A 13,907-nucleotide genomic window follows, 5' to 3' on the forward strand; every position below is an offset into this window, starting at 1 on the left:
CGAGGAGCCCGACCCGGCACCCACCACCGCACCCATCACCGCGGCCGCCCCCGACCCCCCCGCAGGTAGCACCCCCCGATGACCGGCACACCCGACCCCCCCGCCCCCCCGCCGCGCCCCCCCCCCCGCTTCTTGGTTCGGGGTGGGTCAAGGTGTCCGGAGTGGGCCAAGGTAGGGGCCGGGTAAGGGAGTTCAGGCGTACGAACACCGACGGAGACGGCGTGGCCGGGAATGACTGTGTGCCCGAGCGTGTTCTTTCCTGTGAACACGAGGAGGAGCGGTCACAGTGCTTGATCCGCAGGGTTTGTACGCATGGGAGCCGAAGGGCCTCGCCGTGGTCGACATGGCGCTCGCCCAGGAGTCGGCCGGACTGGTCATGCTCTACCACTTCGACGGATACATCGACGCGGGCGAAACCGGCGACCAGATCGTCGAGCGGCTCACGGACAGCCTTCCCGGGCAGGTGGTGGCGAGATTCGACCACGACCGGCTCATCGACTACCGTGCCCGCCGCCCGCTGCTCACCTTCCGGCGCGACCGATGGAGCGACTACGAGGTGCCGACGCTCGACGTCCGCCTCGTCCAGGACGCCACCGGCGCGCCCTTCCTGCTCCTCGCCGGGCCCGAGCCCGACGTGGAGTGGGAGCGCTTCGCCGCGGCCGTCAAGCAGATCGTGGAGCGGCTGGGCGTGCGCCTGTCCGTGAACTTCCACGGCATTCCCATGGGCGTCCCGCACACCCGCCCCGTGGGCCTCACACCGCACGGCAACCGCACCGACCTGATCCCCGGCCACCGCAGCCCCTTCGACGAGGCGCAGGTGCCAGGCAGCGCGGCCTCCCTGGTGGAGTACCGCCTCCTGGAGGCCGGGCACGACGTGCTCGGCGTGGCCGCGCACGTCCCGCACTACATCGCCCGCTCCGCCTACCCGGACGCGGCCCTCACTGTCCTGGAGGCGATCACCGCCGCGACCGGTCTGGTGCTGCCGAGCGTCGCGCACGGTCTGCGCACCGAGGCGCACCGCACCCAGACCGAGATCGACCGGCAGATCCAGGAGGGCGACGAGGAGCTGGTCGCGCTGATCCAGGGCCTTGAGCACCAGTACGACGCGGCGGCCGGCGCCCAGGACCGGGGCAACATGCTCGCCGAGCCGCTGGACATCCCCTCCGCCGACGAGATCGGCCGCGACTTCGAACGCTTCCTCGCCGAGCGGGAGGGCGACGCGTGACGCCGGGGCCTTGCTGCGGTCCGCCGGGCAGGCCCTAAGCTGCCGGTCATGCTGAAGGTGGGCCTGACCGGCGGAATCGGCGCCGGCAAGAGTGAAGTCTCGCGGCTGCTTGTCGCGTCCGGTGCCGTTCTGATCGACGCGGACAAGATCGCGCGTGAGGTGGTGGAGCCGGGAACTCCCGGTCTGGGGGCCGTCGTCGAGGCCTTCGGACCGGAGATCCTGGCCCCCGACGGCTCGCTGGACCGGCCCGCCCTCGGCGCGGTCGTCTTCGCCGACGCGGAGAAGCTGGCCGCCCTGAACTCGATCGTGCACCCCCTGGTGGGCGTCCGCTCCGCCGAGCTCGAAGAGTCCGCCCCCGACGGCGCGGTCGTCGTCCACGACGTGCCTCTCCTCACCGAGAACGGCCTCGCCCCGCTGTACGACATCGTGGTCGTCGTCGACGCGAGCCCCGAGACCCAGCTGGACCGGCTGGTGCGGCTGCGCGGCATGCGCGAGGAGGACGCCCGCGCGCGGATGGCCGCGCAAGCCACCCGCGAGAAGCGCCTGGAGATCGCGGACATCGTGATCGACAACGACGGCCCGCTGGACGGCCTCGCGGAACGCGTCGGCGAGGTCTGGGCGGAGCTTGCGCGCAGGGCGCGCGCCTAGGGCCTGCGGGCCTCCCTGCGGGATAGGGCCTGCGGGCCTCCCGGCGGGACCGGAATAGGCGGGGGTGTGGCGGGCGTTGAGGCGGGTGAGCGAGGGAAGGAGTCCGGTGTGCCCGAAAGCAGTCCGGAGACTCATGTCATCGATTTCCGTGCGGCGGAGCAGCTCCTGGCCGCGCGGGATCCGCGGGGCGCGGTGAAGCTGCTCGACACCGTCATCGCCGCCCATCCCGAGAACACGGCCGCCCGTCTGCTGCGGGCGCGCGCCTTCTTCGCCGCCGCGCAACTGCGCGCCGCCGAGCTGGAGTTCAGCATCGTCCTGGAGCGTGAGCCGGACAACGCCTTCGCGCACTTCGCGCTCGCCCGCACCTATGAGCGCGCCACCAAGCCCGAACAGGCGCGCCGCCACTTCCGCCTCGCGGCCGCCCTGGACCCGCAGCCGGAGTATCTGGCGGCGGCCCGGTTCGACGGCGCGGACGGACAGGGCCAGGGACAGGGGCGGGATCCAGGGGCCGCGGGCTAGCGCTCGGGGGCTAGCGGGTGCCCGGCGGCTCGTACGGCGGGACGTCCTTGCCCGGCTGGTAGTGCGGGCCCTGGCGCAGCCGGTGGACGACCCACGCGAGGTCGGCGGCGACCACAAGCATCAGCACCCCGCACGCCACCGCCCACCCCGCCCGTCCGACGAGCGCGAAGGCGACGGTGCCGAAGCCCGCCCAGACCAGGCCCCATACGCTGAACCAGAAGCGCATGCGCAGCGGACTGCGTGCGGTCAGCGGTTCACTGCCTGTGCGCATCATGAGAGGTCATCTCCTCCTTTTAAGGATAAAGAGGGTGGCAACGTGCTGGAAGCGCTCAGGGCCGACGCCGGGCTCGCCGCATGGCTCGGTGAGCTGGAGGACGCCGGGGAGCCGGCGGTCCGGGCGGTGCTGCCGGACGCCGACGAGCTCCCGGAGGTACTGCTCGACCTCGCCGTGCCGCACGAGGACATCAACGCCCTCGTGGCGCTGCGCGACCGGCTGTGGGCCGACGCGGAGGCCCGGTGGCTGCTCGACCGCTGCGTGGACGCCGTCGTGCGCGACATGGGGACGGTCGGGCGCGGGGGCCGGGTGCCGGCGCTGCCCGAGGCATGGGGCGAGCTCGGCCGCTGCTTCTTCGTGTACGTGTACGTGGCGGTGCTGGCGCACGTGCGCGCGTACCACCGCGACCGCGGCATCACCGACGACGTCTCACGCCGCACGCTCGCCGACCTCGGCCGCCACATGGCGGTGCACCGCAGGGCGTACGGCAGTCGCGGCCTCGTCGTGCCGGACTGGCCCGGCCTGCACTTCCGGGGCGAGCTCTACCAGTTGGGGCGGTTGCAGTTCCAGCGCGCCGTGCTCGGTGCGCGGATGGGCGGCGCGACGCGTGCGGCCGGGCACGCGGCGGGGCCGGGGGACCCCTGCCTGAACCTCCACATCACCGGTTTCGGGGGGCCGTTGACGCCGACGGCCTGCGAGCGGTCCGTCTCCATGGCGCGGGAGTTCTTCGCGCGGCACTTCCCCGAGGATCGGTATGAGACAGCCGTCTGCCACTCCTGGCTGCTCGATCCGCAGCTGAGGACCCGGCTGCCCGCGGACTCGAACATCGTCCGCTTCCAGGAGCGATTCCGTCTTGCGGACGGTTACGGGCGGGAGCCGGAGGACGGTGACCCCGTCGCCTTCGTCTTCGGTGCCCGGGACCTCCCCGTGGCCCAACTGCCCAGGCGAACCGGGGTGGAGAGGGCCGTGGGCGACCATTTGCGGGCCGGTGGGCACTGGTACGGAGGGCATGGCTGGTTCCCGCTGTAGGCGGCGGGGGCCGTGAGGGCGTCGGGAACGCCGCCGGAGCGCGCTTCGTTGGGCAGGACATGAGCCTGAAGATGCGTGAGGGGTACGAGGGGACGGGGCCCGGCGCGATCACGCCGGACGGCTGCGCGGTCGAGCTGTACACGCGGCTGTCCGTCGGGGACGAGCCGGACATCATCGAGGGCGCGATCCCGGCCGGGGCGCACATCCTGGAACTCGGCTGCGGGGCGGGCCGGGTGACGCGTCCGCTCCTGGAACGGGGCTTCCGGGTCACCGCCGTGGACGAGTCCCCCGAGATGCTGGAGAAGGTCGCCGCGCTCGGCGGCGGGGTGCGCAGGGTGCAGAGCCCCATCGAGAAGCTCGACCTGGACGAGAAGTTCTCCGTGGTGATGTTCGCGTCGTTCCTCGTGCACGAGGGCGACCGGGAGGTCCGGCGTCGCATGCTGCGGGCCTGCCGGGAGCACGTCACGGACAGCGGCTGCGTGCTGATCCAGCGGGAAGGGGCGGACTACCACACGAATCTGCCGAGGGAGCGGGTCGATCCTTCCGGCTACACGGTGCGGATCGTGTCGGCGACGCCGGTCGGTGACGGGGTGAACGAGGTGCTCGCGGAGTACGTCTTTCCGGATGCCACGTGGACTCAGACGTTCCGGGCTCGGCCGCTTACCACGGAGGAGTTCGAGGGTGCGCTCGCGGAGGCGGGGCTGAAGGTCGACGAGTACCTTACGGAGGACGGGATCTGGGTGCGGGCCGTGCCGGTCGCTGGCCGCTGAGGCGTGGGGCGTGGGGCGTGTGGGGGTGACCCGGTCCGTCGTTCGCTGCGGGTGCGTCGTGGTTGCTCGCGCAGTTCCCCGCGCCCCTGAGGTCGCCTCGGTCGGTCTTTTGCTGCGGGTCCGTTGTGGCCGGTCGCGCAGTTCCCCGCGCCCCTGAAGCCGCTGCGGGCGCCTTCGTGGCGCGGACTGGGGCAGGGCTAGCTGTGGTCCGCTCCCCGTAGGCGTTCCAGTTCGCGGCGGTCCCGCTTCGTCGGGCGGCCGGTGCCGCGGTCGCGGATGCCCGCGGGGGCTACGGCCTCGCGGGGCGGGGGCGGCGGTGAGTTGTCCACGTAACACTCGACGGCGACCGGGGCGCCGACGCGCTTGCGGATGAGGCGCTTCACGATGACGATCCGCTCCTGGCCGCCCGGTTGCCGCACGCGTACCTCGTCGCCCACGTGCAGGCCGTGCGCGGGCTTGACGCGGTCGCCGTTGACCCTGACGTGGCCGCCCTTGCACGCCGCGGACCCCGCCGAGCGGGTCTTGGTGAGGCGGACCGACCAGATCCAGCTGTCGACGCGCACCGAGCCCCCGCCCACCGGGCCGTCCCCTGAAGTCTCCGAAGCCATGCGTCGACCATAGACCGGCTTCGGTGCGGCATTCCCCGCTCCCGGCGAGCCGTCCGGAATCCGCCAACCCGAGACGCCGATAATTCGGGATGATTCCGGACATGACACGCGACTCCCAGGAGTGCTGCCCATGACGTCTTTCGAAGCCACCGTCGATGCTCTGATGGACGGGCTCCGCGCCGACCTGGAGCGGCTCGCCGCGATCCCCTCGATCGCGTTTCCCGGGTTCCCCGCCGGTCCCGTGGAGGAGGCCCACGACCTGGTGGCCGGGCTGCTGCGGGACGCCGGGGTGCCGCACGTCGAGCGCCTCGACCTGCCCGGTACCGCCCCGGTGATCTACGGCGAGATCCCGCCCCCCTCGCCGGACGCGCCGACCGTCCTTCTCTACGGCCACTACGACGTACAGCCGCCCGGCGACGAGGCCCTCTGGAAGTCCCCGCCCTTCGAGCCGACGCCCGTCGAGGGCGGCCTGCGCGCCCGGGGCATCGCCGACGACAAGTCCAACGTCATCGCGCACCTCGGCATGGTGCGGGCGTACGAGGGGCGGCCGCCGGTCGGGGTGAAGATCGTCATCGAGGGGCAGGAGGAGTACGGCAGCGCCTTCGACGGCTACCCGCCCACCGACCCGGAGCGGTTCGCCTGCGACGCCATGGTCATCGCCGACCTCGGCAACCTGCGCCCCGGCACCCCCACCCTCACCACCGGTCTGCGCGGCGCCGCGGAGGTGGTGGTCGAGGTGCGCACTCTCGACGAGCCGCGCCACAGCGGGGAGTTCGGCGGGGCGGCGCCCGACGCGCTGCTCGTCCTGCTCAAGGCCCTCGCCACCCTGCACGACGTCCACGGGGACGTTGCCGTCGAGGGGCTCAGGCGCGAGGAGTGGGGCGGCACGTCGTACACCGAGGAGGAGTTCCGCTCGCTCGCGGGCGTACACGACGGTGTGCCGCTCGTCGGCAGCGGCAGCCTGGGCGAGCGGCTGTGGAGCGGGCCCGCGATCACCGTCATCGGCCTGGACGCGCCGAGCGTGGAGCATGCCGCGTCCGCCGTGGTGCCGTACGCCCGAGCCAAGTTGAATCTCCGCTTCCATCCGCGGCAGGACCCGGCGGAGGCGCGGGACGGGCTCGTCGAGCACCTGCGTTCGCTGAGGCCCTTCGGGGTCCCGCTCACCGTCACGCCCGGCGACACCGGGCCCGGCTACGAGGCCACCACCGGCGGGCCCGCCTACCGCGCCGCGCTCGACGCGCTGCGGGAGGGCTGGGGGCAGGACGCCTCGTACGTGGCGACCGGCGGGTCGATTCCGCTGGTCAACGGGCTCGCGAAGGCGGCGCCCGGCGCAGAGGTGCTGCTCTTCGGGGCGCAGGACAGCATGTGCAATCTGCATGCCCCGAACGAGCGCGTCCTCTTCTCGGAGCTGCGCAACACGGTCGTCGCCCTGTGCGCGTTCGTACGGGAGTACGCCGATGGCTTCGAGCGGGCGGGAGGCGGGGCCGCGTGAGGACGACCGAGACGCCGGTAGGGGGCGGAGGCAGCGGCGCCGGTGGGGACAGCGGGGGCCCGGCCGAAAGCCCGGCCGGGAAGCGCAAGTTCACCTTCCCCAGCGCCCTGACCGTCCTGGCGGTCGTCACCGTCGCCGTCTGGCTGCTCGCCTTCCTCATCCCCTCGGGGCAGTACGACCGCAACGGCTCCGGCGCCCCCGTCGAGGGCACCTACCACCGCGTCGACTCCGGACAGTCCTTCGTCGACCGCCTCAACGACCTCTTCCTGTCACCCGTCAACGGCCTCTACGGCATCCAGGACGAGAAGACCTCGCTGGTCGCGCCCGACAACGCGGGCTCGCTGTACGGCAGCGCGGGCGTATTCCTGTTCGTGCTCGCCATCGGCGCCTTCATCACCGTCGTCTTCGCGACCGGGGCGCTCGACCGCGGTATCGGGCGGCTCGCCCACCGGCTGCGCGAGCGCGGCGCGCTGCTCATCGCCGGTGTCATGGTCGTCTTCTCGGTGCTCGGCACGGTCGAGGGATTCGCCGAGGAGACACTCGGCTTCTACGGCCTGATCGTGCCGCTGATGCTCGCCCTCGGCTACGACCGCATGACCGCCGTCGGCGCGATCATCCTCGGCGCGGGCGTCGGGGTGCTCTGCTCGACCGTGAACCCCTTCGCGACGGGCGTCGCCTCGTCCGCGGCGGACATCTCGCTCGGCGACGGCATCGTGCTCCGCTTCGCCATGTGGATCGTGCTGACCGGGGTCACGGTCGCGTACGTCGTGCGGTACGCCAAGCGCGTACGGCGAGACCCGGAGCGCTCCCTGTCCGGCTTCCTGCCGGGCGACCGGGACCGTGAGCAGGCCGCCGAGACCGGTGCGGCGCCCGAGCTGACCCGGCTGCACAAGGCGGTGCTCATCGCCACGGCGCTGGTCTTCGCCTTCATGATCTTCTCTGTGGTGCCCTGGTCGAGTGCGCTCACCGGCAAGGCCGACGCGACACCGTACGGCTTCGAACTCGGCTGGTCCTTCCCGCAGTTGGCTGCCCTCTTCCTGTGTGCGGCCGTCCTCGTCGGCCTGGTCGCGCGCATGGGTGAGCAGCAGCTCAGCTCGACGATCATCCAGGGCGCGGCCGACTTCGTCTCGCCCGCCCTGGTCATCCTGCTCGCCCGCGGCGTCACGACGATCATGAACAACTCGAAGATCACGGACACCGTGCTCCACTCCATCGAGGGCATCGTGAAGGGCACGTCGTCCGGGCTCTTCGCGGTCATCGTCTTCCTCGTGAACCTGCCGCTCGCCTTCCTGATCCCCTCCACCTCCGGCCACGCCACGCTCGCCATGCCGATCCTCGCCCCGCTCGCCGACTTCGCCGGAGTCTCGCGCGCGGTCGTCGTCACGGCCTGGCAGGCGGCCAGCGGCTGGATGAACCTGTGGGTGCCGACCACGGCCGTGACCATCGGCGGTGTGGCGCTCGCGAAGGTCGGCTACGACAAGTACCTGCGGTTCGTGTGGCCGCTCCTTGCCGTCCTCGCGGTGCTCATCTGCGGGTTCGTGGCGCTGGGCGCCGTGCTGACCTGAGCGGGTGCCGGGTGCCGGGTGCCGGGTGCCGGGTGCCGGGTGCCCGGACGCGGTGCGGACGTGCGCGTACGTACGGTGGAGGGCATGGACGGCCTGAGCGAACTGGATGAACCGAACGAACTGAACGAACTGAATGAACTGGACGAGCTGGACGAGCTGGACGAACGGATCACCGGCTGCCGGGCCTGCCCCCGCCTCGTCGACTGGCGCGAGGAGGTCGCGCGCACCAAGCGCGCCGCCTTCGCCGACTGGGAGTACTGGGGGCGGCCCGTGCCCGGCTTCGGGCCGCCCGACGCCGCGCTCCTGATCGTCGGCCTCGCGCCGGCCGCGCACGGCGCCAACCGCACGGGGCGGATGTTCACCGGCGACCGCTCGGGCGAGTTCCTCTACCCGGCGCTCTACGACGTCGGGCTCGCCTCACAGCCCACCGCCGAGAGCGCCGACGACGGCCTCACCCTCTACGGCACCCGCATCACCTCGCCCGTGCACTGCGCCCCGCCCGACAACAAGCCCACCGTCGGCGAGCGCGACACCTGCCGCTCCTGGCTGGTGAGCGAGCTGAACCTGCTCGCCCCGACGCTCAGGTCGGTGGTCGTCCTCGGCGGCTTCGGCTGGCAGGCCGCCCTTCCGGCCTTCGCGGCGGCGGGCTGGCAGCTCCCGAAGCCGCGCCCGGCGTTCGGGCACGGGGCGCACGTGACCCTGGCGGGTGGCCGGGGCCGGGAGCCGCTCGACGTCTTCGGCTGCTTCCACGTCAGCCAGCGCAACACGTTCACGGGACGGCTGACGCCCGCGATGCTGCGGGAGGTGCTGAGCGCCGCCGCCTTCGAGGCGGGACTGCACCCGAACGGCCCAGCAGAGTGAGCCGCGCCGGACGGTGATTCCTAGCGTGAGAGCGTGGACGAGACCCTCGCAGCCAAGCCCTCCGCCGCCGCTTACCGCAATCTGGCCGTGGCGACGATCGGTTTCACGCTCACCTTCTGGGCCTGGGATCTGGTCGCGCCGCTCGGCAGCGACTTCAAGGACCGCCTCGGGCTCAGCTCCTTCGAGCAGTCCCTGCTGGTCGCCGTGCCCGTGATCGTGGGCTCGCTCGGCCGGGTCCCGGTCGGCGCGCTCACCGACCGCTACGGCGCGCGGCTGATGTTCCCGCTGGTCTCGGCGCTCACGATCGTCCCGGTGCTGCTGATCATCCCGGCCAGGAACAGCTACCTCGCGATGCTCGGTGTCGGCTTCCTGCTCGGCCTCGGCGGCACGACGTTCGCCATCGGCATCCCGCTGGTCAACTCCTGGTTCCCGCCCGCCCGCAGAGGCTTCGCGCTCGGCGTCTTCGGGATGGGCATGGGCGGTGTGGCGCTCTCCGGATACTTCACCCCGCGCATCGCCGAGCACGGCGTGGACCTGCCGTTCATCGTCGTCGCGATCGGGCTCGCCGCCTTCGCGGTGCTCGCCTTCTTCCTCATCACCGACCGCCCCGACCGGCCCGTGCCCACCACCTCGCTCACCACCCGCCTCGGGCAGGCGGGCCGGTTGCGCGTGACCTGGGAGCTGTCCGCCCTGTACGCGATCGGCTTCGGCGGAATCGTTGCCTTCGGCGTATACCTGCCCACGTACCTGAAGACCTGGTACGACCTCTCGCCCACCGACGCGGGGACCAAGGCGGCCGGTTTCGCGCTGGTCACCGTCATCTTCCGGCCCGTCGGCGGCTGGCTCTCCGACCGGGTCCACCCGGCGACGGTCACCACGGCCGCCCTCGCGGTGGTCGCGCTCTTCGCCGTCATGCAGGCCTTCGACCCGAAGCTGAACCCGATGGGCACCATCTGCTTCCTGGCCATGGCGGCGGGCCTCGGCACCGCGAGCGGCAGCGTCTTCGCCCTCGTCTCCCAGGTCACCCCGCAGCCGCAGGTCGGCTCCGTCACCGGCATCGTGGGCGCGGTGGGCGGCCTCGGCGGCTTCGTGCCGCCGCTGGTCATGGGCGCGATCTACAGTGCGAAGGGCTCGTACTCGATCGGTTTCATGCTCCTCTCCGATCTGGCGCTGGCGGGCTGCGTGTACGCGTACGGGCGGATGCGGAACGCGCGGGCGGACTGACCCGAGTGCGGGGTGCTGGACCGAGAACCGAGAACCGAGAACCGAGAACCGAGAACCGAGCGCGCGTGCGTGCGTCAAACCCCGGCCGGGAGACCGCACTTGAGGATCTTGGGACGAGGCGAGAGACCGCCGTACGAGTGATCTTCCGGGTGAACTGCCGCGCCCCGGCCGGGGACCGGCCCCCGCCGCGGCGTGACGACCGCACACTTCCGGGAATGCGCCGGAGACCACCGGCGCCGTCACGTCGAACGACTGGAGCCGCCCGGTGTCTCCACAGCCTTTCCGCCTCGCCCTTCGGAGCCGTGTCCCGCGCCCCCGTCCCACGCTCTCCCGGACCGCTCTTGCCGCCGCTCTCCTCCTGGGTGCGCTGAGCGAGGCGCCGTCGGGCGGCGTGGCGGCGGACGGCGCGGCGCCCACGGACCCGGCCACCCCCGCCTTCTGGGTCGACCCGGACAGCGCCGCCGCCCGGCAGGTCGCGCGGTGGCAGCGGGAGGGCCGCACCGCCGACGCCCGGCTCGTCCAGCGCATCGCGGGGCAGCCGCAGGCCGTCTGGCTGTTCGGGGACGACGCCGGCTCTGTAGCGCGCACCCACGCCGAGGCGGCCGCGAAGGCGGGGCGCACGGCGGTCTTCGTCGCCTACTTCATTCCGCACCGCGACTGCGGCGCGTACTCCTCGGGCGGCGCGCGCGACGCCGCCGACTACCGCCGGTGGACGGAGGAGTTGGCCTCGGGGCTCGGCACCCGGGACGCGTACGTGATCGTGGAACCGGACGCCGTCGCCCAGCTGGTGGCGGGCTGCGCGAGCGCGGCTGCCGCCGAACGGTACGCGCTGCTCGCCCACGCGGTCCAGCGCCTCAAACGCAACCCGCACACCAAGGTGTACCTCGACGCGGGGAACGCGGGCTGGATCCCCGACGAGCGACGCCTTGTCGGCCCGTTGCGCCGCGCCGGGATCGCCGCGGCCGACGGCTTCGCGCTGAACGTATCCAACCACCAGACGGACCAGGTGAGTTCCGCCTACGGACACCGGCTCGCCAAGGAGCTCGGCGGCGACAAGCACTTCGTCGTCGACAGCAGCCGCAACGGCAACGGCCCCTACGCGGGCGACCAGGCCTGGTGTAATCCACCGGGCCGCGCCCTCGGCCGCCCACCCACGTCACAGACCGGCGACCCCGGCCTCGACGCCTACCTGTGGATCAAACGCCCCGGCGAGTCCGACGGCACGTGCCGCGGCGGACCGAAGGCAGGCCAGTGGTGGCCGGAATACGCCTTGGACCTCGCCCGCCGGGCCCGGCCCTAGAGCCTTCACGGGCCCGCTTCACGGGCTCGGGGTCTCAGGAACCCTGGTCAGCGCACCGCCGCCGGTGAACTCCCGCCCCGTACCCGCAGCGTGGGCCTCCCCGTGCCGTCGGCGGGCGTCGACCAGATGTCCTGCTTGCGCCCGTCCCGGCCCGGCAGGGCGTACGCGAGGGTGCCGTCGTCGAGCCAGGCCGCCTGGTCGTCGACGCTGCGCCGCTCGGCGAGGGGGTGCTCCCGCATCGTGCGGAGGTCGAGGACGTGGAGCCGCCAGGGGTCCCGAGTCCCCTTCCGTACCCGCTTCTTGAAGGCGATGCGGGTGTTGTCGGGGGAGAGGGAAGGGCACTCGACATTCGAGCGTAGGGCGGTGGCCGCCCACTTCTTCATGTCGCCGCGCACGAGGTATGTCCTGCCCTTGGTCGAGACCGTCGCGTAGAAGCGGTTGTCGTCCTTCGTGAAGGTCACGCCCCAGTAGTTGACGTCGGGCGCGTGGTAGCGGTGGCCGTCGAGGGTGAGGGGGATCTCCTCCATGTTCTTGATCAGGTAGCCGGTGCGGGTGTCCAGGATCGAGGTGCGGGTGGAGAAGGAGGAGCCCGCGTAGGAGTCGCCGGTGGCGAACATCGTCCAGGACAGCATCCGGCCCGACGCCGAGACGCGCGCCCGGTCGGGGATCCCGGTGAGCGCGATGCGGCGCTTCTCGCGGAGTCTGCCGTCCAGGACGACGGCGTACGACTTCGGCGGGATCCCGGCGCGGCGCTGCAGGCACAGGCCGGTGCCCGCGGCGGCGTAGAACCGCTCGCAGGAGGGGCCGCCGGTGGTGCGGGTGGCGGTGCGGGCGGCGGTGCGGGACGGCGTGCGGGACGGCGCGGCCGGGAGGGGCAGGCGGGCGACCCGGCCCGTGCCGCCCTCCGTGTTACGGAAGTAGAGGTGCCCCCGGCCGAGGCCGAACTCCGAGGTGGCGTCGGCCGATTCGGCGCGCTGCGCGGCGTGCAGGGTGTACGTGACGGCGACGCCCGCGAGGACGGCGGCGGCCGCGGAGACGGCCACGATCCGGGAGCGGAGGGAGCCGAGGGGGTGGCGGGGGCCGAGGGGGCGGCGGGTGTCGGGAGGCGGGGTCATGGGCGCCTTTCGGAGGGCGGTAGCAGGACGGCCGCGCCGGCGAGCGCCACGGTCAGGGCGAGCACCGCGCAGGTCAGCGCGGTGCCGACGTCCCACAGCGTCCAGGCCGCCCCGAACCCCGCGGCGGCGAGGAGCCGGGCAAGCGCCTGGCCGGTCTGTAGGACGGCCATGCCGCTCGCCCGCCGCTCCTGAGCGACCACGGGGGCGACCAGGGCCATCAGGACACCGTCGGTGGCGGCGTAGAAGATGCCGAGCAGGAGCAGTACGCCGATGAGCAGCGGCCAGCCGTCGGTGGGGGAGAGCAGCAGGAGGTAGCCGCCGAGCAGCGCCGCGTGCCCGGCGAGGAACGGCACGCGCCGTCCCGTGCGGTCGGCGAGCCGCCCCGCGGGCACCGCGAGCAGCAGGTAGACGGCGGCGGAGCCGAGCGGCAGCAACGGGAACCAGGAGATCGCGAAGTCGAGCCGCCGCTGGAGGAGGAGGTAGAGGAAGGAGTCGCCGATGGTGGCCGCCCCGAGCAGCGCGGCCGCGACGAGGACGCGCCGGAAGGCCGGGATCCGGAGAAGCCCGAGCGCCCTGACCGTGGGTGTGGTGGCGCGCGGAACGGGCTGCGGCGCGGGGCCGCCCAGCTGGCCCGGCACGAACGCGACCAGCATCAGCACCCCGAGCAGCCCGAAGCAGAAGCTGACCACGAACACGGCGTCGTACGCGTCCGCGGTGGCCCACAGCAGCGCGAACGCGGCGAGCGGCCCGAGCAGCGCGCCCGTCGTGTCCATCGCGCGGTGCACACCGAACGCGCGGCCCAGCGCCTCGGGCGGGCTGCTCAGCGAGATCAGCGCGTCGCGCGGCGCGGTGCGCACGCCCTTGCCGATGCGGTCGGCGGCGAGCGCCGCGCCGATCCCGGCGGTGGCGCCGCCCGCGAGCAGCAGTCCGAGCCGGGAAAGGGCGGAGAGGGCGTAGCCGCCGCCCGCGACCAGTTTGTGCCGCCCGCCGCGGTCGGCGGCGTATCCGCCGGCCAGCCGTACCAGCGCCGTGACGCCGTTGTAGAGACCGTCGAGGAAGCCGAACTGAAGGGGCGACAGGCCGAGTTGGAGGACGAAGTAGAGCGGAAGGACGGCGGTGACCATCTCGGAGGAGATGTCCGTGACCAGGCTGACCGCGCCCAGCGCGAGGACGGGTCCCGCGACGCGGCCGCGCCGGGCCCCGGACTGCTCCGGGGTCCCGGCGGCCGCGTCGCCCTTGGTTGCCGCGCCGGTGGAGGCGAGGTACATCGCAGGGCT

General features: G+C 72.8%; 14 protein-coding genes. 10 read left to right on the plus strand and 4 right to left on the minus strand.

What is annotated here, in order from left to right; all coding sequences use genetic code 11:
• Positions 1-286: 286 nt before the first annotated feature.
• The 3 genes from ABZ953_RS23310 (at position 287) to ABZ953_RS23320 (ending at position 2,392) form a co-directional block, all read left to right on the plus strand.
• Positions 287-1,225, plus strand: a complete 939-nt coding sequence (locus ABZ953_RS23310) for a PAC2 family protein (protein ID WP_361726934.1) — start codon at positions 287-289, stop codon at positions 1,223-1,225.
• 48 nt (positions 1,226-1,273) lie between these two features.
• Positions 1,274-1,873, plus strand: a complete 600-nt coding sequence (coaE, locus tag ABZ953_RS23315) for a dephospho-CoA kinase (RefSeq protein ID WP_361726936.1) — start codon at positions 1,274-1,276, stop codon at positions 1,871-1,873.
• Positions 1,874-1,981: 108 nt separating this feature from the next.
• A complete protein-coding gene (locus ABZ953_RS23320) occupies positions 1,982-2,392 on the plus strand; it encodes a tetratricopeptide repeat protein (protein WP_361726938.1) in 411 nt (136 codons plus the stop codon).
• Between the two features lie 10 nt (positions 2,393-2,402).
• Here the strand turns inward: ABZ953_RS23320 and ABZ953_RS23325 are convergent, their stop codons facing one another.
• Positions 2,403-2,663, minus strand: coding sequence for a DUF6343 family protein (locus tag ABZ953_RS23325; RefSeq protein ID WP_361727348.1), 261 nt, complete (start codon positions 2,661-2,663; stop codon positions 2,403-2,405).
• A 129-nt stretch (positions 2,664-2,792) separates the two neighbouring features.
• Here ABZ953_RS23325 and ABZ953_RS23330 point away from each other — a divergent pair, with 129 nt between their 5' ends.
• Positions 2,793-3,695 carry an acyltransferase domain-containing protein gene (locus ABZ953_RS23330; RefSeq protein WP_361727350.1) on the plus strand — a complete coding sequence of 301 codons (903 nt, stop codon included), beginning with the start codon at positions 2,793-2,795 and terminating at the stop codon, positions 3,693-3,695.
• A 59-nt stretch (positions 3,696-3,754) separates the two neighbouring features.
• Positions 3,755-4,465, plus strand: coding sequence for a methyltransferase domain-containing protein (locus ABZ953_RS23335; protein WP_361726939.1), 711 nt, complete (start codon positions 3,755-3,757; stop codon positions 4,463-4,465).
• A 197-nt stretch (positions 4,466-4,662) separates the two neighbouring features.
• On the opposite strand, the gene ABZ953_RS23340 is transcribed toward ABZ953_RS23335, so the two are convergent.
• Positions 4,663-5,073, minus strand: coding sequence for an RNA-binding S4 domain-containing protein (locus ABZ953_RS23340; protein WP_361726941.1), 411 nt, complete (start codon positions 5,071-5,073; stop codon positions 4,663-4,665).
• Between the two features lie 130 nt (positions 5,074-5,203).
• On the opposite strand from ABZ953_RS23340, the gene ABZ953_RS23345 reads away from it, so the two are divergent.
• From ABZ953_RS23345 to ABZ953_RS23365, 5 genes are all read left to right on the plus strand, one after another.
• The gene (locus ABZ953_RS23345) at positions 5,204-6,565 is read left to right on the plus strand and encodes a M20/M25/M40 family metallo-hydrolase (RefSeq protein ID WP_361726943.1); all 1,362 of its coding nucleotides are present in this window, start codon (positions 5,204-5,206) and stop codon (positions 6,563-6,565) included.
• Between the two features lie 107 nt (positions 6,566-6,672).
• Entirely contained in the window at positions 6,673-8,130 is a 1,458-nt protein-coding gene (locus ABZ953_RS23350) for a Na+/H+ antiporter NhaC family protein (RefSeq protein ID WP_361727352.1), read from the plus strand.
• A gap of 138 nt (positions 8,131-8,268) precedes the next feature.
• Positions 8,269-8,991, plus strand: coding sequence for a uracil-DNA glycosylase (locus tag ABZ953_RS23355; protein ID WP_361727354.1), 723 nt, complete (start codon positions 8,269-8,271; stop codon positions 8,989-8,991).
• Positions 8,992-9,024: 33 nt separating this feature from the next.
• Positions 9,025-10,215 carry an MFS transporter gene (locus tag ABZ953_RS23360; protein WP_361726945.1) on the plus strand — a complete coding sequence of 397 codons (1,191 nt, stop codon included), beginning with the start codon at positions 9,025-9,027 and terminating at the stop codon, positions 10,213-10,215.
• A gap of 367 nt (positions 10,216-10,582) precedes the next feature.
• Positions 10,583-11,515, plus strand: a complete 933-nt coding sequence (locus ABZ953_RS23365; RefSeq protein WP_361727355.1) for a glycoside hydrolase family 6 protein — start codon at positions 10,583-10,585, stop codon at positions 11,513-11,515.
• 47 nt (positions 11,516-11,562) lie between these two features.
• On the opposite strand, the gene ABZ953_RS23370 is transcribed toward ABZ953_RS23365, so the two are convergent.
• Entirely contained in the window at positions 11,563-12,630 is a 1,068-nt protein-coding gene (locus ABZ953_RS23370; RefSeq protein ID WP_361726947.1) for a hypothetical protein, read from the minus strand.
• Positions 12,627-13,898 carry an MFS transporter gene (locus ABZ953_RS23375; RefSeq protein ID WP_361726949.1) on the minus strand — a complete coding sequence of 424 codons (1,272 nt, stop codon included), beginning with the start codon at positions 13,896-13,898 and terminating at the stop codon, positions 12,627-12,629. Before ABZ953_RS23375 ends, ABZ953_RS23370 begins: the two co-directional genes overlap by 4 nt.
• Between the last annotated feature and the right edge of the window lie 9 nt (positions 13,899-13,907).

Source organism: Streptomyces sp. NPDC046465 (assembly GCF_040646035.1).
Taxonomy (GTDB): Bacteria; Actinomycetota; Actinomycetes; order Streptomycetales; family Streptomycetaceae; genus Streptomyces.